The sequence below is a fragment of the Verrucomicrobiaceae bacterium genome (assembly GCA_016713035.1).
GTDB lineage: Bacteria > Verrucomicrobiota > Verrucomicrobiia > Verrucomicrobiales > Verrucomicrobiaceae > Prosthecobacter.
Genome location: JADJPW010000007.1, coordinates 284,744 through 301,980 on the forward strand (window position 1 = coordinate 284,744; position 17,237 = coordinate 301,980).

15 protein-coding genes are annotated in these 17,237 nt (G+C 58.0%); 10 read left to right on the plus strand and 5 right to left on the minus strand.

Going from position 1 to position 17,237, the window contains the following annotated elements; genetic code table 11:
• Positions 1 to 294: 294 nt before the first annotated feature.
• Positions 295 to 954 carry a type II secretion system protein gene (locus IPK32_20660; GenBank protein ID MBK8094302.1) on the plus strand — a complete coding sequence of 220 codons (660 nt, stop codon included), beginning with the start codon at positions 295 to 297 and terminating at the stop codon, positions 952 to 954.
• Positions 955 to 1,015: 61 nt separating this feature from the next.
• On the opposite strand, the gene IPK32_20665 is transcribed toward IPK32_20660, so the two are convergent.
• Positions 1,016 to 1,516, minus strand: coding sequence for an NAD(P)H-dependent oxidoreductase subunit E (locus IPK32_20665; GenBank protein MBK8094303.1), 501 nt, complete (start codon positions 1,514 to 1,516; stop codon positions 1,016 to 1,018).
• A 41-nt stretch (positions 1,517 to 1,557) separates the two neighbouring features.
• The gene (gene nuoD, locus IPK32_20670; GenBank protein ID MBK8094304.1) at positions 1,558 to 2,817 is read right to left on the minus strand and encodes an NADH dehydrogenase (quinone) subunit D; all 1,260 of its coding nucleotides are present in this window, start codon (positions 2,815 to 2,817) and stop codon (positions 1,558 to 1,560) included.
• A 169-nt stretch (positions 2,818 to 2,986) separates the two neighbouring features.
• Here nuoD and IPK32_20675 point away from each other — a divergent pair, with 169 nt between their 5' ends.
• From IPK32_20675 to IPK32_20690, 4 genes are all read left to right on the plus strand, one after another.
• The gene (locus IPK32_20675) at positions 2,987 to 3,751 is read left to right on the plus strand and encodes a hypothetical protein (protein ID MBK8094305.1); all 765 of its coding nucleotides are present in this window, start codon (positions 2,987 to 2,989) and stop codon (positions 3,749 to 3,751) included.
• A gap of 79 nt (positions 3,752 to 3,830) precedes the next feature.
• Positions 3,831 to 5,060: a tetraacyldisaccharide 4'-kinase gene (lpxK, locus tag IPK32_20680; protein MBK8094306.1), complete on the plus strand. Its 1,230-nt coding sequence runs from the start codon at positions 3,831 to 3,833 to the stop codon at positions 5,058 to 5,060.
• Positions 5,057 to 5,872, plus strand: a complete 816-nt coding sequence (gene fdhD, locus IPK32_20685; GenBank protein ID MBK8094307.1) for a formate dehydrogenase accessory sulfurtransferase FdhD — start codon at positions 5,057 to 5,059, stop codon at positions 5,870 to 5,872. Before lpxK ends, fdhD begins: the two co-directional genes overlap by 4 nt.
• Complete coding sequence (locus IPK32_20690; protein MBK8094308.1) at positions 5,869 to 6,951, plus strand: aminotransferase class V-fold PLP-dependent enzyme; 1,083 nt, start codon at positions 5,869 to 5,871, stop codon at positions 6,949 to 6,951. Before fdhD ends, IPK32_20690 begins: the two co-directional genes overlap by 4 nt.
• A gap of 10 nt (positions 6,952 to 6,961) precedes the next feature.
• Here IPK32_20690 and IPK32_20695 read toward each other — a convergent pair whose 3' ends face one another.
• Positions 6,962 to 7,996, minus strand: a complete 1,035-nt coding sequence (locus IPK32_20695) for a transposase (GenBank protein ID MBK8094309.1) — start codon at positions 7,994 to 7,996, stop codon at positions 6,962 to 6,964.
• A gap of 241 nt (positions 7,997 to 8,237) precedes the next feature.
• On the opposite strand from IPK32_20695, the gene IPK32_20700 reads away from it, so the two are divergent.
• Both IPK32_20700 and IPK32_20705 read left to right on the plus strand, forming a co-directional pair.
• Positions 8,238 to 9,164 carry a substrate-binding domain-containing protein gene (locus IPK32_20700; protein ID MBK8094310.1) on the plus strand — a complete coding sequence of 309 codons (927 nt, stop codon included), beginning with the start codon at positions 8,238 to 8,240 and terminating at the stop codon, positions 9,162 to 9,164.
• A gap of 36 nt (positions 9,165 to 9,200) precedes the next feature.
• Complete coding sequence (locus IPK32_20705; protein MBK8094311.1) at positions 9,201 to 10,655, plus strand: DUF1501 domain-containing protein; 1,455 nt, start codon at positions 9,201 to 9,203, stop codon at positions 10,653 to 10,655.
• Between the two features lie 252 nt (positions 10,656 to 10,907).
• Here the strand turns inward: IPK32_20705 and IPK32_20710 are convergent, their stop codons facing one another.
• Positions 10,908 to 11,858 (minus strand): hypothetical protein, encoded by a 951-nt coding sequence (locus IPK32_20710; GenBank protein ID MBK8094312.1) that lies wholly within the window; start codon positions 11,856 to 11,858, stop codon positions 10,908 to 10,910.
• A gap of 497 nt (positions 11,859 to 12,355) precedes the next feature.
• On the opposite strand from IPK32_20710, the gene IPK32_20715 reads away from it, so the two are divergent.
• Positions 12,356 to 13,591, plus strand: coding sequence for an LL-diaminopimelate aminotransferase (locus tag IPK32_20715; protein MBK8094313.1), 1,236 nt, complete (start codon positions 12,356 to 12,358; stop codon positions 13,589 to 13,591).
• A gap of 15 nt (positions 13,592 to 13,606) precedes the next feature.
• Here the strand turns inward: IPK32_20715 and IPK32_20720 are convergent, their stop codons facing one another.
• Positions 13,607 to 14,482, minus strand: a complete 876-nt coding sequence (locus tag IPK32_20720) for a hypothetical protein (GenBank protein ID MBK8094314.1) — start codon at positions 14,480 to 14,482, stop codon at positions 13,607 to 13,609.
• A gap of 100 nt (positions 14,483 to 14,582) precedes the next feature.
• Here IPK32_20720 and IPK32_20725 point away from each other — a divergent pair, with 100 nt between their 5' ends.
• Together IPK32_20725 and IPK32_20730 are read left to right on the plus strand one after the other, a co-directional pair.
• On the plus strand, positions 14,583 to 15,869 hold the full coding sequence (locus tag IPK32_20725; GenBank protein ID MBK8094315.1) for an MFS transporter: 1,287 nt from the start codon (positions 14,583 to 14,585) through the stop codon (positions 15,867 to 15,869).
• 31 nt (positions 15,870 to 15,900) lie between these two features.
• Positions 15,901 to 17,199, plus strand: coding sequence for an alpha/beta fold hydrolase (locus IPK32_20730; protein ID MBK8094316.1), 1,299 nt, complete (start codon positions 15,901 to 15,903; stop codon positions 17,197 to 17,199).
• The last annotated feature ends 38 nt before the right edge of the window (positions 17,200 to 17,237 follow it).

Below are 17,237 nucleotides of genomic sequence, written 5' to 3' on the forward strand. Positions count from 1 at the left end.
TGCGATCCGTGTGTGATGTCGATGTGTTAGGTGGGATTGAATCGCCGATCTATATTGATGAATTATATGATGCAAGGCGTTTGTTGACAATGAAAAGTTCACGCGTGCTCGCAATGCGATGAAGTTCTTTGCTCTGAAATGGATGTCGCGATGAAGGTGCTCTGTAGCAATGACAGAGATGTTGACGCATCGCTTCTATTCCTGATACACTCGGGGAAATCACGATTAACGCGGCGCATTCGCTGTGCTCTTCGCGAATCTTTTCAACTCCACCTCATCAAGCACATCACCATCATGAAACTCACTGCTACCGCGCCCTATCCTCGCCGCCAGGGCTTCACTATCATCGAGCTACTAGTCGTAGTTACGATCATCGCGGTACTCGCTGGACTCGTCATCTCGCAGGCTCCGAAGATGATGGAAGACGCACGTAAACTCGAAGTGCGCAATACCATCATCGCCATCCGCAACGGTGTGAACAGCTATCAAGTCGAGTACAATCGCTACCCCATTGATCCCGAACAGGCCGGCGGTGGTGATGAAGATGCCCAAGCTTTCCAGACGGATGAAAACACGATTCTCATCGAAACACTCATGGGCGATGCGGCGAACCTGAGCGGCACCGCCTCGGAGCCTGATCCAGAAAGCATCAACCCCAAGGGGATCGAGTTCGCGACTTTCAAGATGGCGCAAAATGGTCGCAACGGACTTGTCGGTGCGCAGCCTCCTTTTCGCCTCGTGGATCTTTGGGCGCAGCCTTATTGGGTGATCCTTGATACGAATATGGATCGGAAAATCCAGAATCCTGACATGCAGAACCAAGATCCCAAAATGTCTCGAAACGCAGTTAGTCCGCCCCCTGAGTATCTCCCGACCGATGTGGGTATCTACAGCGCTGGTAAAGACATCATGCAGCTCACTGGCGACGATGTGGTGTCATGGCGTGATCAATGACGATTACTAACGCCCAGTTTCAATATGCGAACGGCGGCCTCTCTGGCCGCCGTTTTGTTTTTCACGCGTATTTTGCGAGTAAGTCCGTCGCCTTCGCGGCATCGACCTTCTCGTAGAAATCGTCCTCCACCATGCAAACAGGGCCAAAACCACAGCTGGCGAGGCATTCGGCGAATTCGATGCTGTATTTCCCATCTGCACTAACTGCGATGGGGTGGTGATGATCACAGTGTGAGCGGTCGATGCCCGTTTTCTGGCAAAACGTCTCCATCAGCTCATAACTGCCTGCCATGGCACAAGAGAGTGTGCGGCACACGCGGATGTGATATTTGCCAGGAGCACTCTGGCGGAAGCCTGGGTAGAAAGTGACGACTTCGAGCACCTGAATCGGCTCCAGGCCCAGCTTTGCCGCGACCCAGTTCACCGCTTCTTCGCTGATATAGCGAAAGTGATGCTGCATAAGATGGAGGAGCGGCAGCACGGCGCTGCGCTTGGATACGGGGTAGTGCGAGATGGCCTCATCCATCTTTTTCTCCAATTCGGCTGGAACTTCAAAGGCCATGCGGTGTGTCGGTCAGAAAGCGTTGGGTTGGTTTCAAGAAATCAGCGGTCGCACTCGCCCATCACGAAGTCGAGGCTGCCGAGCACGGATGGCACGTCACTGATCATGTGGCCGACGAGTAGTTTCGATAGGATACACAGATTCAGGAAGCTGGGGCTGCGGATCTTCAGCCGGTGCGGCACTCCGCCACCAGTGCTGTTGATGTAAAAGCCGAGCTCGCCCTTCGGATTCTCCGCAGAGAAATAAACCTCACCCGCAGGAGCATCGATACCTTGTGTGGCGATGATGAAGTGATGGATGAGCTCTTCCATCTTCATGAGCACCTTTTCTTTTTTCGGTAGCAGGCCCTTGGCCTCGGCCACATTGATCGCGCCACCAGGCAGTGTTTTGAAAACTTGGCGCAGGATGCGGATGCTCTGCCGCATCTCCTCCATACGCACTAGGTAGCGGTCGTAGCAGTCCCCTTTTGTTCCGATGGGGATGTCGAACTCATACTTCTCGTAGTCGAGGTATGGGTGAGCCTTGCGCACGTCGAACTCCACGCCCGAGCCTCGCAGGTTCGGCCCGGTGATGCCATACGCTATGGCTTCCTCACGCGTGATGACACCGATGTTTTGCGTGCGGTCGATGAAGATGCGATTCCGCGAGAGCAGTTTGTCGATTTCCTCGATCACTGGCTCCAGCTCATTCAAAAAGGTCGTCACTCGGGCCTCGAAGCCCTCTGGCAGATCACGCGTCTGGCCGCCCACTCGTGTGTAGCTCGTCGTAAAACGTGCTCCCGTCAGTTGCTCGCAGAGGTTGTAGATCTTTTCACGCTCTGTGAAGGTGTAGAGGAACACCGTCATCGCTCCCACATCCATGGCAAAGACTCCCACACCGAGTAGATGTGCCGAAAGCCGCGCGATCTCGCAGCAGATCACGCGGATGGCTTTCCCACGCTCAGGTAGCTCCCAGCCCATCAGTTTCTCCACGGCGAGAGCATAGGCCACGTTGTTTGCCAGCGGTGCCAGGTAGTCCAGTCGGTCTGTATAAGGCACGAACTGGTTGTAGTGCATGTTCTCGGCGATCTTTTCATCCCCACGATGCAGGAAGCCCACATCTGGGTCCGCCTTGGTGATGATCTCGCCATCCAACTCCAGGACGAGGCGCAGCACCCCATGCGTCGCAGGGTGGCTAGGGCCCATATTGAGCACCAGCTTCTCCCCCACGATGTCCTGAGTCACCTCTTCCAAAGATTCGAGGTGGCCTGCCGCGCGGGCGGCGACATCGGGGGCCTCGATTTCACGGGTGACGGTCGGCATGTGGAGCGATCAGGTATTTAGGGGGGTAAAAGGAGCCGACTTATTCGCCGTCGCAGATAGGCCAGCAACACGATTTTGTGAAAACTTTCACAAGCCTGCCACCGACACCCCCATTCCCCGCTCGCGAAGCGCCGCTCTCTATATATAGGCAGTCCTTCAAAATTCCGGTATGTCCCCCCTCCCCTCTCCCAGCACTCCCCTCCTCCCCTCCCTACTGCGGTGGCTGGGACTCGCTGCCATCATCCTCTCTGGAGTAGGTGCCGCCACTGCCGTGCCAGTCCAGGAGATGCCCGCACCAGCCGACGGCATCTATGACGATACCCGCGCCCTCGAGCCCCCCACCCGGGCCATGCTCGTCAGCGAGCTCAATACCCTCAGCCAAGATATCAAGTGTGATCTCTGGCTCACCGCCACATCCTTTACCCCCTCCGGCCAAACACTCCGCCAACAATTACGCGAAACACGCCACCACTGGAGTCCTGAGCACCCCGCCATCCTCCTCGGCTACGACCGTGCGGGCAATCTCCTCGGCTACTCCTTCTCACCAGATATTTGGGATCGCTACCCAGCCGGCCTACTCGCAGACCTCACACGCCGCACCGATACCATCATGGCCCGCGAAGGGCTCACCATCGACGAGCGCATCTCCGAAGCCGTGCTCGAATTCTCCAGCACCATGCGTCAGCTCGAAACCATGCGATTGAAAGGCGAGCGCCGTTTCGGCTCGCCGGAAAAAAGCCTTTTCTTCATACTCTCCATCGGCCTCATCATCGCCGCAGTCATCGCAGCCCTCCTCGGCATACTCTCACGGCGGCGTGATCACCTCAGCGGCCAGGAGTACCATCTGCCGGAGGTCGCTGTCGGCCTGCGCCTAGGTGCCCCATTCGGCGGCGGCCTCATCGCAGAGGTCCAGCTGCCCCGCAACTCCAAGTGATCCCCGCACAAACCGTTCTTACCACGCATGGAAGAGCCTGTTGAGCATCCCCGCAGCGTGCGCTCCATTCCACCCACACATGAGAGACACCCTTGAGGATCTGGAGAGCTTCGTCACGGAAGTCGTGGTGCACGGACGCCGCGGCATCCGTGCCACACTCCTCCGCATCGTCTTCCGTGGCCTATCCGTCATCTATTCCAGTGCCGTCTCACTTCGCCTCCGGCTCTACCGCGAGCGCTACATCCATGATCACCACCTCGGCGTTCCCGTTGTCAGTGTTGGCAATCTCACCGTCGGAGGCACCGGCAAAACGCCCGTCGTCGAGCTCCTCGCCAAGTCTCTCCGTGACCGCGGGCGCCGCGTCTGCATCCTCAGCCGCGGTTACAAGAGCAAGCGTCAAAAAAAGACCTCCCTCATCCTACGCATCGGCCACCGGCTCGGCCTCGCAGAAAAACCCGCCGCAAAGCCCCCACGCATCGTCTCCGATGGCGAAAACGTCCTCCTCGACTCCCACACCGCCGGCGACGAGCCCTACATGCTCGCCAGAAACTGCCCCGGCGTCCCCGTCGTCGTCGATAAAAACCGCGTCAAAGCAGGAGCCCACGCCATCAAACACCTCGGAGCCGATGTCCTCCTCCTCGATGACGGCCTGCAGTATCTGAAACTCAAGCACCGCCACGACATCGTCCTCATCGACAAGACGGCCCCCTTTGGCAGCAACGGCGGCATGCTCCCCTACGGCACCCTCCGCGAGCCTCCCCGCAGTCTCCGCCGTGCCAGCTACATCTTCATCACCAAAAGCGATGGCGATAGTGACGACCTCATCACCCAGATCCGCCGCTACAACCGCGCCGCTGAGATCATCGAGTGCCGCCACCGTGCCCTACACTTCGAAAACATCCACACTGGCGAAAAACTCCCCCTTGATGGCCTCAGCGGCAAAAGCGTCGGAGCCCTCAGTGGCATCGCCGTCCCCCAGAGCTTCGAAAACGGCCTCCGCCGTCTCGGAGCCCGCATCGAGCACACCGCACGCTTCGCAGACCACCACCGCTTTGACGAAGAAGACCTCACCAAGTTCATCGAACGCTGCACCCGCCGCGATGTGCAGTTCATGGTCACCACGGAAAAAGACTTCGTCCGCTTCCCCACTGCGATGACGCCCACCCACATCCCATTCTACTTCATGCGTGTCGAAATCGAAATCGTCAAAGGCCGCGACATCTTCGACAAACTCGTCCGCCTCATCGCCGAGCCACGCCACGTCCCCGTCGGCATCCTCCCCGCCGACTTCATGGACTCCGCCACATGAACTCCGCCACCACCGCCGATCTACGCGTGCTCAAAGTGGCTGCCGACAGCTCCCACCACGCCGATGACATCGTCGCACGCGAGGAACCGCTCGAAATCCGCGTCGAAGGCCGCAGCGTCGCCGTCGTCATGCGCACCCCCGGCCATGATGAAGAACTCGCCACCGGCTTCCTCGTCAGCGAAGGCGTCATCAAGCATCCACGCGACATCCTAGAGGTCTCCCAATGCCCCAGCGTCAACAATCAGCATGGCAACATCGTCGATGTCCTCCTCGGCGGAGCCATCGTCGATTGGGACCACCTCACACGCCACGTCTTCAGTACATCGAGCTGCGGCCTCTGCGGCAAAACCAGCCTCCAAAGCATCTTCCAGCACTTTCCCGCCGTACCGCCCTCCCCCTGGCAAATTCAGCCCGCACTCCTCGCCACGCTCCCAGACCTCCTACGCCAATCACAGCCCGCATTCGCCAAAACTGGTGGATTACACGCCTGCGCCATCTTTGACCTCCAAGGGCACCTCCAGTGCATTCGCGAAGACGTCGGCCGCCACAATGCCCTCGATAAAATTCTCGGCTACGCACTTCAAAACGGCCTCCTACCACTCCAAAACCACATCCTCCTCCTCAGTGGCCGCGTCTCCTTCGAAATGATGCAAAAAGCCCTCGCTGCAGGCATCCCACTCATCGCCGCCATCTCCGCCCCTAGCAGCCTCGCCGTCGAATTCGCGGAAAACAGCGGTCAAACCCTCATCGGCTTCCTCCGTGGCCAGACCATGAACATTTATGCCCATCCCCAACGCGTGAAAACGGCATGAACACATATTTCGACAACAACGCCACCACCCCACTTCATCCGCTCGCACGCCAAGCATGGCTCCGCGCCACCGACCAGCATTGGCATAATCCCAGCAGCCTCTATCGCCACGCAGGCCACACCGCCCAACAGCTCGAAAACGCCCGCGAACGCCTCGGCAACCTCCTCGGCGCAGAGCCAAATCGCATCGTCTTCACCTCCGGTGCCACGGAGTCCAACAACATGCTCTTCGCCGCTTACCACGGCCGCAAAACCGCCATCAGCGCCATCGAGCATCCCAGCGTCCGCGCCCCCGCACATCACCACACCCACGTCACCGAAATACCCGTCGATGCGCACGGCATCTGTCAGCTTCAGATCCCGCATGATGCCGCCATCGTCTCCATCCAAGCCGCCAACAACGAAAGCGGCGTCCTGCAACCCTGGCGTGAAGCCGCAGCCCACTGTCGCAAATTAGGCATCCCCTTTCACACCGATGCCGCCCAGTGGATCGGTAAACTCGAAAGCACCCATCTCGGCCAATGCGACTACATCACCGGCAGCGCCCATAAATTCGGCGGTCCCAAAGGCTGTGGCTTCCTCGTCCTGCGCCACGAAGACGAGCACATCCGTTTCCATCACGGCGGCCCACAAGAAAACGGACGCCGTGCCGGCACCGAAAACTATCCTGCCATCGAAGCCATGGTCACCGCGCTCGAAAACGCACACCCGCAAAGCCCCGAGCCACGAGACACATTCATTCACACCATCACCAGCGCCTTCCCCCACATCCGCATCATCAGCGCTGGTGCCCCTCGGCTCTGGAACACCGTACTCATGGTCATGCCCGCGCATGACAATCTCAAATGGCTCATCCGCCTCTCCCGCCGCGGCTTCAGCATCTCCACAGGCAGCGCATGCAGCTCCGGTCGTGAAGGCAGCTCCATCGTCGTCACCGCCCTCGGCGCAAGCCCTACCGAGCTCAAACGCGTCGTCCGTATCAGCTCCGGTTGGCACACCACCGCCGCCGACTGGCAAGCCCTCACCACCGCCTTCCAAGAAGTCAGCCACGAACTCGACACTGGTGGCCCGGGAGCATAACCCGCGACTTTTAAAGATCTCCAAACACCTCCACGCGCAGATCTCGCAGCGTGCAGAGCTTCTCCGTGCCCTCAGCCATCTCGATCCCGCGCACCATCCGTGCTCCATCCTTCCTTTTCGCCCCAAAGCGCTTCCGCTGGCTCTTGAAGATCGCGTTCACGAACTCCTTGCCCCCAATCACCGCTCCATCGGTAAAATATCTCACCCGGCACCTCAGCGCCTCCGCCACCGGTAGCTTCCCACCGCGCTTCATCACCTCACGCCGAGATGTCTCGCTGATCGCACCCTTCTTTGTCCCATCCGCATTCGTTTTCGATGCCGTGCCCCAGGTAAACAAGAGCTTCCGGTAGTGCTGCACATGGCCCTCCTCGGGTTTGCGTCCCTCCAATTGCCCTCGTGCCACCAGCTCGATGCCGCTCTTCGCCACTTTGATCCCCGCTTCCGCCTGCGCATAGCCGCACCACCGATAATCTTTGGGATCTGCGACAAGTTTTGCCCGCACCGGATTCAGGTCCACATACGCGGCGACCATCGCCAGCGCCGTCCCACCGCCCTCCACCAGCGTACTACGATAGCGCTCTTCCCAAAGCGTGCCTTTGCGTTTCTCCTTCTTATTAAACCACTGCGTAAAGCGCTGCTTCAGCGACTTCATAAACGCCGAAATATCCCACATCCGCGCCATCAGCCCGTCGATGATCTTTTGCGCCTCCGCCTGCGCTCCGATCTTGCGCAAATGCTCCACCTCCGCCCGCACCTGCCCCTCCGTCGCCTTCCCAAAAGCCCTGCGCACAATCCCCAGCACCTCCTCCTCTGTCGGCAACACCTCCGGCCTGCGTGGCACCTCCACGAGCACATGGAAGTGATTCGAGAGCACACAAAACGTCACCACCCGCACCTGGCAGAGCGTTTCATACATGCGCATGAGCCCGACGAACATCTCACGCTCCTGCTCCTTGAGCCGAAAGCCACGATCGACCACACGAGAGACGCAGTGGTAGTAAGCGAAGGGGAGATGCTTGGGAGCCTTAAGCCGAGCCTGGCGCATGATGGAGAGGTGAAATGTAGTAGAGTGGCGAAGGCGAAACTGGCAACGAATCGGCGCATCGCAAGCGGTATGTTATAAAGGGACAGACTATTTATTGACTTGCCTAACACGCCATCTTGCTTGCAGTGTGGTCGTTGACTTGCAGAATGGCGGCATGGTTTATTCATTCATCGTTTCTAGTCGTCCGTGCAGAACTCCTGTGAATGGACACTTCATCCGTTTGCGACGTGAATGCGTGTTGATGCTGATTGGTGTGGGGCTGCTGTTGAATGTGAGTTCCACGGCTTTAGCGGCGTCGAAGGGTGTTATTGGCGTTTCGTTGCTGACGCTGCAAAATCCATTTTTTAAGGTGATCGGTGATCATATCGCCAGTGAAGCGCTGAAGCATGGATATGAGGCCGTGGTACTGAGTGCGGACCAGGATGTGGGGCGCCAGAGCAATCAGGTGAGGGATTTTATCGTCAAGAAGGCGGCGGCTATCGTGCTGAGTCCTTGTGATTCAAAGGGGATCGTGCCGGTGATCGCTGAAGCGAATGCTGCGGGTATTCCCGTTTTCACGGTGGATGTCCCATGCCTTGAGCCGGGTGTTAAAATCGTGTCGCAGGTTGCGACGGATAATCTCGGTGGTGGTAAAGAGGCGGCGCAGGCTATGATCGAGGCGCTGGGAGGACGTGGTGGGAAAATGGGCGTGCTGGATCTGAAACAGGTGGAGTCCTGTATTCTACGCGTGAAGGGCTTTAAAGAGGTGATCACGGCGCATAATGCCCGTGGGGTGGCTCAAATTGAAATCGTGAGCGAGCTCGATGGCGGGGGCGCAAAAGATAAGGGCTACAAAGCGGCTGAGGATATGCTCCAGGCACACAAAGATCTCGTGGGCATCTTCGCGATCAATGATCCATCTGCTCTTGGGGCACGCGGTGCTCTGGAAAAGGCTGGCCGTGCTGAGCAGGTCGTTTTGATTGGCTTTGATGGCCAGCCAGAGGGAAAACAGGCGATTAAAGAAGGAAAAATCTACGCGGACCCTATCCAGTTCCCCGATAAAATGGGGGTCGAGGTCGTGAAGGCTTTTATTGCTTATCAAAAGGGCGACGATGTGCCGCCGCAATTGCTGATCCCGACGTCGCTCTATCGCAAAGCCGATGCGCAAAACGATGCTACACTCAAATGACAGCTCTCTGCATCCAATGGCGTTTCCCTAGGCATCATGAATGATTTTGATCCTTGTCTGCCAGAGCACCTCGTGCGCCGTGATTTTCTGAAGAAACTCGCAGCTGCATCCACCGCTGCGTGGATGACAGGGGAGCCGAGTGCGATCTGGGCAAAGACGGGCGAGAAGGTGACACACCCACCCGCGAAGGCTGACGCATGCATTTTGCTGTGGATGGCGGGCGGCATGGCTGCGCCGGATACGTTTGATCCAAAGCGCTATTCTCCTTTTGAGAAGGGGTTGGAGGTCAAGAAAATGCTCTCGACTTTTCCCGCGATCGATTCGGTCGTCGATGGCCTGAAAATCTCCCAGGGGCTGGAAAACATCGCCCAGGTGATGGACCGCGGGACTCTGATCCGTAGCGCGGTGCAGCCTGACCTAGGTAGCATCTTGCATTCGAGGCATCAGTATCACTGGCACACGGGTTATGTACCGCCGCAGACGGTGGCGTGTCCACATATCGGCTCTTGGATGGCAAAGGTGCTCGGTCCACGCAATGCGGTGATGCCTGCCTTTATTAATATCGGCCAGCGACTCGAAGGAGTGGGCGAGAGTGAGGAGTTGAAGGCTTTTACGACCGCTGGATTTTTCGGCAGTGAATTCGGGCCGATGAATTTACCCTTTCCAGAGGAGGCGGCTCAGTCTGTGAAGCCGCCAAAGGGCATGGATGCCGGGCGTTTTGCGAATCGTGATCGCTTGTTCCGTAAGCTGGTGGATCAGAGTCCGCAGCGTGACTTTATGAGTGATTACCAGCAGCAGTCGATGCTGCGTAGCATGGATAATGCTTATCGCCTGCTCAGTGCAAAGGAGCGTGAGGCATTCGACATCACACTGGAGCCAAAGGAGAGCTATGCGAAGTATGATACGGGGCGTTTTGGCCGTGGCTGCTTATTGGCCCGGCGTTTGATCGAGGCTGGGGCACGCTTCGTGGAGGTGACGACAGAGTATGTCCCATTCCTCTACTGGGATACGCATAAGAGTGGGCATGATACGGTCGATGGACTGCATAAGGAGATTGATCGGCCGATTGCGCAGTTGGTGCTCGATTTGGAGGCGAAGGGGTTACTTGACCGCACGCTGATCATCATCGCCAGCGAGTTTAGCCGAGATGCGTTGATCGAGGGCAAACCAGGCTCGAATGCGAGCGACCAAGCCACTTTTAAGGTCGAGACGATCAGTGAGGCGCAGCATTATGGACTGCATCGGCATTTCACTGGTGGCACGAGCGTGGCCATGTTTGGCGGTGGAGTGAAGAAGGGGTATATCTATGGTGAGACGGCGGATGAACGGCCACTTATCGCGACGAAGAACCCTGTGAGCGTGATGGATCTGCACGCGACGATCATGACAGCGATGGGTATTAGCCCAAAAACGGAGTTCGACATCGAGGGGCGGCCTTTTTACGTGACCGAGGATGGCAAAGGGAAGGCTGTGAGTGATATTTTTGCCTGATGTTTACTCATCGAGGCAGGGGTATCGGTGTTCTGGATCGAGGGCGTGTTTCACTGCCGATTCGATGTATGAACGCGGACGTTCGCCGATCCAAAGCGGGGCCTCGTCGCATAGGGAGAGGCTGTATGATGGCAGGTGAATGAGTCGGCGGCATTTCCAGCGCTGCTGATGTGCATTACGCAGTGAGCTGCTCCTGCCGCGTGAGAATACGGTCTGGTGGGTTGAGCGTGTGGAGGAGCTGAATCAGCTCGTTCACTGACCTCTGGACTTAAAGTACTCATCCCGCATGCGACGCAGTTCATCGAGGCGATTGGAGATCTCCGTTTTGGTGCGGACGGGGTCGCTTTGCTGCGGCAGACGGTGGGCGAAGGGATTGTTCGAGCCCCAGTTTCTCCAGGGGCCTGCGGGGACTTCACTGACATCGACAAAGCGCCAGTCGCATTTGCTCATGCTATTGAGTCCGAGGTAATCACGCACGGCAGGGGAGATGTCGATGCCCGCACCGTTGTTGCTGGTATTGCGAGGGCGAGAGTTGCCGAAGACGTACTCGACATCATCGGTTTCAAAAGGACCACAGTCTTCCCATTGGGCGTAGCAGACGCGGTTGCCATGACGGATCGCGACCCATGTGCCCTTGAGGACGGATTTGCCCTCACGCTTGAATTTTTCTTTGAACCAAGGGATCATGACTTTGGCCTTCGACTTGTGGGTGTTGTAGTCGATGACGTCGTTGTAGGGCAGGGCGATGTAGAATGGATTCTGCTTCGGTGTGAAGGCAGCGGGAGTGAAGTGATCCGTGCGATTTGCACGATCTGGGTCGTCGAATCCGCCGAAATTTTTCTGCCACTCGGTGTCCCAAGAGCTTTTGTCATTGGGGACGGGATTGTTCTCTGTGGGTGACTCACCGACCCAGAAGACGGTGGAGACGATGTCGAGCTTCCATGGGTAGCGTGCGTATCCCGTGCCGGGTGCAGTGGCGCTGGGGATCTCGATGCGAGGCAGCGTGGCGGATTTCTTAGCGGTAGAAGAACCACTCGAAATGCCAGTGGAGGAGGTCTTTGGCGTGACGGCGGCTACGAGGATTTGCTTATCGTCATCGGCTTCTTTCTTTTTCTTGAAGAAGCTGAGCTGCGCATGAGCCTGTGGCGCTGCGAATCCGGCAAGGATCACAAGGCATGTCATCAATTGGAACTTGGCAGGCATGGTGGTTGGATTTTTTCGCCAGTGGGGTGCTACATTAACAGAAAAGCTCGTGTGATCGCAATTTAAAAACTGTCAGGAGTGAGTCCGGTGTTTGAAATTCAAGAAGCCTAAAGAGTATGGTTCGTTTCACGAAGACAGATAATTCATGTGTGGCGTTCAACTCGCGAAGGATCATGTGGTGAATTCATATTGAGTAGAATTTCCATGCGGCGCGGTTCCACTTCAAAAATCAGAGCCTATTCACCAGATGACAGGATTATTTCCATTTAGGACACGAAGCTCCTCACAACTCAAAGGCGGTAGAGCATGCTAAACTACGTGATCCTCAGAAAGGACGCGGCGATCAAAGGCCCGTCTTGCGCAATAAGTGATGCTACAAAGTGTCTGTCCCTTTATGCATGTTGCAAAGCTACCGCTTGGGAGCTTGGGGGGTGGTTTCGCGCACTTCTTGACCATGCTCTGCGGCCTCGCCACACTGGCCGCCCTTTTTCACCGCCATGGCCTACATCAACGAAAACTACAACAAACTCAAAGCTGGTTACCTCTTCCCCGAAATCGCTCGTCGCGTGAAGGCCTTTACGGAGGCGAACACAGAGGCCGCGAAGCGCCTCATCCGCTGCGGGATCGGTGATGTGACGGAGGCGCTTCCCCAGGCCGTGCGCGATGCGATGCACAAAGCCGTCGATGAGATGGGTGACCGCGCCTCCTTCCGCGGATACGGCCCTGAGCAGGGCTACGACTTCCTGCGCAATGCTATCGCGGAGCATGATTTTAAGGCTCGGGGCATCCAAGTCGATGCGGACGAAATTTTCATCTCCGATGGCAGCAAGTGCGATACGGGGAACATCCTCGACATTTTTGGCCGTGGCAATAAAACGGCCATCACGGACCCGGTTTACCCCGTGTATGTCGATACGAACGTCATGGCAGGCAATACCGGCGATGCGGACGAGAATGGTGCCTATGCAGGCCTGCATTACCTGAAATGCACCCCCGAGAATGGTTTTGTGCCTGAGATCCCGAATGAGCCGATGGATCTCGTCTATCTCTGCTACCCGAATAATCCGACTGGCGCTGTCGCGACACGTGCCCAGCTCGAAGCCTGGGTGAAATACGCTCTGGCCAATGGCACCACGCTTCTCTACGACGCTGCCTACGAGGCCTTCATCCGCGATGCAGAGCTGCCGCGCTCCATTTATGAAATCCCCGGTGCACGCGACTGCGCCATTGAGTTCCGCAGCTTTAGTAAAAACGGTGGTTTCACGGGCGTGCGCTGCGGCGTGGTGATCATTCCAAAGGGCCTCATGGGTAAAAAGCAGGACGGCACCAAGCAGGCCATCCATCCGCTCTGGAGTCGCCGCCACAGCACCAAGTTCAATGGCACCAGCTACATCGTGCAGCGCGGTGCAGAGGCCGTTTACAGCCCTGAGGGCAAAAAGCAGGTCGCAGCGCTCATCGAGCACTACATGGGCAATGCCACACTGCTCGTCGATGCATGCAAAAAGGCCGGACTCTCCGTCTTTGGTGGTGTGAATGCGCCTTATGTCTGGGTTGGCTGCCCGAACGGCCTCACGAGCTGGCAGATGTTTGATAAGATGCTCAACGAAGCCAATGTGGTCATCACGCCCGGCAGCGGCTTCGGCAGCGCCGGCGAGGGCTATTTCCGCATCAGCGCCTTCAACAGCCGTGCGAACGTGGAGGAAGTCTGCCGCCGCATCGCCGCGCTCGTGTGATTTGCAGGAGTCCCATCAGAGCCGCAGCTTTTTCTTCAGCAGCGATTCTTTCTCTGCATCGCTCATCGCGATGTGATCGACTTTGCAGGCTGGCAATGCGGCGCGGATGGCTTCCACATCGGCGCTGGAGATGTCCACGGACTCGATGCGTAGTTTTTTGAGTGCAGGCAGGGCCCGCAGATGTGGCAGGATGCCCGCATCGAGTCGTGCCTCGGTGAGCTCCAGGGACTCTAGCTTCTGGAGCTGAGCGATCACTGACATGGTGGATGAATCAAAGCTCGCTGGCGAGTCCTTGCCCCACTCTGGGAGTCGCTGGCCCATCCGCAGTCCGGTGAGGTTCACTAGCTTCAAAAGGTGTACGTTCCCGGCCTGCGTCTGCGCTGTGTGCCAGGTGCGGAATTCCTTGAGCTGTGTGAGCTGGCCGATGGCCTCCAGCGCCGCATCACCTGCCGTCGATCCGGCAAAGGTCAGCCGCTCCAGTTGTGGCAGAGCCTTCAAATGTGCCAAACCACTGCCAGTAAAGTCCTTCGAGCGAAATGCTGGATGAAAGAGCGAGAGGGACTTGAGCTTCTGAAAGGCAGCGAAGTGCTTGTACCCTGCATCGGTGAGCTGGATGCCATCAGCGCTGATGCGCTCCAGCTCTGTCAGGCCAGTGAGTAGAGCTAGCGTGCTGTCGGTGATCGTTTTGCCGCTGAGAGTGAGGTCTTTGATGGTCGTGTAGCTTCCCAGCGTGCGGAAATCCGCCTCAGTGAAGGCATCACACTTCACCTGCACCTGCGTGATGACGCCCTGTGACTCGGTGACCTTCGCCCCGAGCTGGCGCAGGGCCTCTGCATCGGCGGCAAAAAGGTGTGTCGTGAGGAAAAGGAAGGCAAAGAGGCAGTTTTTCATGGGCGGCGCAGAAACGGTGACTTGCGCTGATTTCTGGCGTTTTTCATGCAGCGTATCCAGGCTTGCCATCCGTGCTGCACTGCGAAAGACTCGGGCCCACATGAGCCACACTGCCTCCCCTTCCCCCGAAATTCATCATCTGCGCGATCTCTCGCCCCAACAGTGGAAATCTGGCATCGCTGCATGGCTAGGATGGCTCTTTGACGGGCTCGACATGCATCTCTACACACTGGTGTGGGTTGTGTTTGTCGCGCAGCTCATGGACCTGCCGCAGGACCACGCGGATGTGGGGCAAAAGGGCTCCATCATCCAGGCGGCATTCCTTGTCGGTTGGGCAGTCGGTGGCGGCTTTTTTGGCCGTGTGGGCGATCTGCTCGGGCGCAGCAAGGCGCTGATGCTCACCATCTTGACGTATGCGCTCTTCACGGGCCTGTCCTTCTTCGCGACGGAGTGGTGGCACCTCATGATCTGCCGCTTTCTCTCGGCCCTAGGCATCGGCGGTGAGTGGGCGGTGGGTGCCTCCTTGCTTTCGGAGACATGGCCTAGCAAATGGCGTCCGTGGATCGCAGCGGTGCTGCAAACAGCGGTGAATTTTGGTGTGTTGCTCGCAGTGTTAGCGCATTGGCTCCTGGCGGATTTTGAGCCGAAGTATCTCTTCCTCGTCGGCATCTTGCCAGCACTCGTCACGGTATGGATTCGCAAGGCCGTGCCCGAGCCCGAGGCGTGGGAAAATGCCCGCGAAGGCCAGATTGTGCCACGTGTGAGTGAGCTTTTCGGGCCCGCAGTGCGCAGCACGACATGGCGAGTGCTCATCATCTGCGGCGTATCACTCACCGCGCACTGGGCCTTCCTCTTCTGGCAGGCCAAAGTGGTCAAACAACTGCCGGAGGTCATCGCGATGGATAAAGTGGGTCAGGCAGGTGCTCTCGGAGCTGCGCTGATGTGGATCATGTTCGGTTCGATCCTCGGGAATTTCGTCGCGGGCGGCCTAGCGAAGCTCATGGGCTACCGCCGCACCATCTCGCTCATGCTGCTGGCTTATTTCGGCGTCATGTTCGTCACTTTTAAAGGTGATTGGTCGCTGAATGAAACGATGTGGCTCTTTGGCCTCATCGGCGTGTGTCAGGGCGTGTTTGGTCTCTTCACCATGTGCCTGCCGCCACTCTTCCCGGTGCTGCTGCGCACCACGGGCGCGGGATTCTGCTATAATTTTGGCCGCATCATCGCCGCAGCAGGCACGGTGTTCTTTGGCGTGTATCAAACCATCCCAGATGTGCGCTCCGCCATGCTCGCGGCCAGCTTCCTTTTCATCCCGGCTGCTCTCATCGCGCTACTGCTGCCGCAGGAAAAAGCAGAGCCCGCCACCGTGGGCCAGCCTGTGGAATGAGATCGCTTTTTATTTCAAAGCCTCAACCATCATGAAACACCGCGCCTTCCTCCTTGTGGCAATATTGGCCACGACCGGACCACTTCTAGCCCAGAAGACTGACACACCCGCAAAAGCTGCTCCGGCGCTCACGCTGAAAGTCAGCACGGATCGCCCCGATGCTATTTATAAGGCCGGAGAGGCCGCTACCTTCACGATTGAGGCCTCGCAGCCTGCCGAGCTCACCTGCATCTTCAGCGAAGATGGCCTGCATCCACAGCCTGCGAAGAAAATCACCCTCCATGGCGGCAAGTTGGCCCTCACCGGCACACGGGAGTCTGCGGGCTTTCTCCAACTCCGCGTCACCAGCGGCAAAGCCACCGCGCTGGCCTCTGCAGCCTTTGATCCGCTGAAAATCCAGCCCAGCATGCCCGTGCCAGAGGACTTCGATGCCTTCTGGAAGGCCCAAAAAGCCGCCCTAGCCGCCGTACCGGCCATATCCGTGCTCAAGTCCCTACCCTCGTCCTTCAAGGGCACCGAGCTCTTCGATGTGCAAATCGACTGCGCAGGTGGAAAACCCGTCTCCGGCTATTTTGCGAAGCTGCCCACCGCTGCGCCAAAATCCCAGCCCGCGATCCTACTCGTCCACGGCGCAGGCGTGCGAAGCGCCAACCAAGGATGCGCCAGTTGGGTGCTAAAAAAAGCCGACGGCATGCTCGCGATGGACATCAACGCCCACGGCATCCCGAACGGCAAACCACAAGCGTTTTACGATGCCCTGAGCGCGGGCGAGCTGCGTGACTACCGCGCCATCGGCAACAAAGACCGCGAGAGCTGCTACTTCAAAGGCATGTTCCTGCGCCTCATCCGTGCGATCGACTTCCTCACAGCGCGGCCGGAGTGGGATGGACGCACTCTCATCGTCTATGGTAGCAGTCAGGGCGGATTCCAGGCACTCGCGGCTGCCGGGCTCGATGAGCGTGTCACCTTCATCTGTGCTGGCGTGCCCGCTGGCTGCGATCACACCGGCAGCCAGGCTAGACGCATCAGCGGCTGGCCGAAAATCGTGCCCCTGGGCCCAGATGGAAAGCCAGACGCCGCTGCGCTCCAGACCTCACGCTACTTTGACTGTGTGAATTTCGCCACGCAGGCGAAATGCCAAGGTGCTGCCCTCACCGTAGGCTACATCGACACCACCTGCCCTCCCACCAGCGTGTACGCCGCCTACAATGCCCTCCGTGTGCCCAAAAACATCCATGCCGATGTCCTAGCGGGTCACTCCAATACCGCCGAGGCCATCGAGTTCATGCAGGACGCCGCTTTGCGCCATCTGCGGCGGCCTGCACCGTAGATGAGCGACGGTTTCCTTCCACTTTCGGGCCGGAGCAT

What these genes read in the sequence shown, in the direction of transcription:
- IPK32_20725 (MBK8094315.1), top strand. Translation starts at nt 14,583, where the DNA reads ATGAGCCACACTGCCTCCCCTTCCCCCGAAATTCATCATCTGCGCGAT.
- fdhD (MBK8094307.1), top strand. Translation starts at nt 5,057, where the DNA reads ATGAACTCCGCCACCACCGCCGATCTACGCGTGCTCAAAGTGGCTGCC.
- IPK32_20700 (MBK8094310.1), top strand. Translation starts at nt 8,238, where the DNA reads ATGCTGATTGGTGTGGGGCTGCTGTTGAATGTGAGTTCCACGGCTTTA.
- lpxK (MBK8094306.1), top strand. Translation starts at nt 3,831, where the DNA reads ATGAGAGACACCCTTGAGGATCTGGAGAGCTTCGTCACGGAAGTCGTG.
- IPK32_20720 (MBK8094314.1), bottom strand. Translation starts at nt 14,482, where the DNA reads ATGAAAAACTGCCTCTTTGCCTTCCTTTTCCTCACGACACACCTTTTT.
- IPK32_20660 (MBK8094302.1), top strand. Translation starts at nt 295, where the DNA reads ATGAAACTCACTGCTACCGCGCCCTATCCTCGCCGCCAGGGCTTCACT.
- IPK32_20710 (MBK8094312.1), bottom strand. Translation starts at nt 11,858, where the DNA reads ATGCCTGCCAAGTTCCAATTGATGACATGCCTTGTGATCCTTGCCGGA.
- IPK32_20695 (MBK8094309.1), bottom strand. Translation starts at nt 7,996, where the DNA reads ATGCGCCAGGCTCGGCTTAAGGCTCCCAAGCATCTCCCCTTCGCTTAC.
- IPK32_20665 (MBK8094303.1), bottom strand. Translation starts at nt 1,516, where the DNA reads ATGGCCTTTGAAGTTCCAGCCGAATTGGAGAAAAAGATGGATGAGGCC.
- IPK32_20690 (MBK8094308.1), top strand. Translation starts at nt 5,869, where the DNA reads ATGAACACATATTTCGACAACAACGCCACCACCCCACTTCATCCGCTC.
- IPK32_20675 (MBK8094305.1), top strand. Translation starts at nt 2,987, where the DNA reads ATGTCCCCCCTCCCCTCTCCCAGCACTCCCCTCCTCCCCTCCCTACTG.
- nuoD (MBK8094304.1), bottom strand. Translation starts at nt 2,817, where the DNA reads ATGCCGACCGTCACCCGTGAAATCGAGGCCCCCGATGTCGCCGCCCGC.
- IPK32_20715 (MBK8094313.1), top strand. Translation starts at nt 12,356, where the DNA reads ATGGCCTACATCAACGAAAACTACAACAAACTCAAAGCTGGTTACCTC.
- IPK32_20705 (MBK8094311.1), top strand. Translation starts at nt 9,201, where the DNA reads ATGAATGATTTTGATCCTTGTCTGCCAGAGCACCTCGTGCGCCGTGAT.
- IPK32_20730 (MBK8094316.1), top strand. Translation starts at nt 15,901, where the DNA reads ATGAAACACCGCGCCTTCCTCCTTGTGGCAATATTGGCCACGACCGGA.